Origin of the sequence: Acinetobacter sp. YH16052 (genome assembly GCF_013417155.1) — a bacterium.
Classification (GTDB): Bacteria; Pseudomonadota; Gammaproteobacteria; order Pseudomonadales; family Moraxellaceae; genus Acinetobacter.
This window is the reverse complement of sequence record NZ_VPEO01000164.1, coordinates 1-1,313: the sequence shown is the minus strand read 5'-3', so window position 1 is coordinate 1,313 and position 1,313 is coordinate 1. Positions and strand designations below refer to the sequence as shown.

General features: G+C 58.3%; 1 protein-coding gene and 1 pseudogene. Both read right to left on the bottom strand.

Annotated features, from left to right (window positions below; translation table 11 throughout):
• Nucleotides 1–82, bottom strand: a pseudogene (locus FTV42_RS17760) (LysR family transcriptional regulator); the annotation flags it as partial.
• A gap of 27 nt (nucleotides 83–109) precedes the next feature.
• A partial coding sequence (floR, locus tag FTV42_RS16970; RefSeq protein WP_218947021.1) for a chloramphenicol/florfenicol efflux MFS transporter FloR occupies nucleotides 110–1,313 on the bottom strand: 1,204 nt, incomplete at its 5' end.

Genomic DNA, 1,313 nt, shown 5'->3' with positions numbered 1-1,313 from the left:
TGAACTGAACAAGGGAAATGAGCGGTATCCTGCCAGACAGGATACCGACATTCACGAGGTTTCGATGGTTAGTGCGCCGCATCGGAGCGGGCCTGCTACCAGTCGTCGGTTAGACGACTGGCGACTTCTCGGTGGCAGCCCCACGGAGCCGAAGGAGCACCAGCCCCAACGAAACCAGTACCGCCATCGCCGTGGCGTAACAGATCACGGGCCACGCTGTGTCACCGTTTAAAAGTGCCACCGCCAATGTCCCGACAATGCTGACTATCAGGCTTTGAACGCAGAAGTAGAACGCGACCGCTGATCCCGCGATGTCGTCGAACTCTGCCAAAGCGCCGTTCGCGGTAACGGACACCGTGAAGACAATACCGACCGCGACAACCCACATCGGTAGGATGAAGGTGAGGAATGACGGCGAGCCGTAAAGTTCGCCGATCCCCAACAGGACCGCTCCGCAAACAAGCAACGCCATCCCACGCGCCACGCATCCTGCGATGCCCCATCTGGCGACAAAGGACTTCGCGAAACGGGTTGTCACGATCATTACAAGCGCGACAGTGGCGAAGGCAAAGCTGAATCCGATCTCGGAATATTCCGCTTGGCCTATGAGCACACGGGGAGCCGTCGAGAAGAAGACGAAGTAGGTGCCCATACCGGCGCTAAAGCCGACAGTGTAAACCCAAAAAGCCGGACTCGCGAAGATCGGCAAGACAGATCGGCGCGTCTTGACTTGATCCAGAGGGCGGGTTTCGTGCCACCTGAAACCCGCATTTAGGAGTGCGAGCATCGCCAGTATAGCCAAAGTAATGAATATCGCCTGCCATCCCAAGAACTCGCCGATCAATACTCCGGCGATAGGGCCGAGCGCAGGCACGAACGCCAGCATCGAACTGAAAAGGCCGTAGATGACGACACCCTCAGGACGGTTGGCATAAACGTCGCGAACCGTCGCGAACGTCGCCACCAGCATGGCCGACGCGCCCACTGCTTGAAGTAGACGGAAAGCGACAAAGGCCGGTGCAGTTGAAGACCAAGCTGCTCCCAGAGACGCAATGACGAAAGCCGTTGCGCCCGCAAGTAGAATTGGCCGTCGCCCGATTCTGTCTGAGAGCGGACCAAAAATCACCTGGCCCACGCCGAGCATCACCATATAGAGGCTCAACGTGAGTTGGATCATAGCGGGCGTCGTGTTCAGGATGCCGGGCATCGCTGGAACGACAGGGAGATAAATATCCATCGCCAGTGAAGCGAGGATGTCGAAAGGAGCCATCAGCAGCAGTGCTGCCGGCAGCGTATAGGCCCACGCGGGGCGT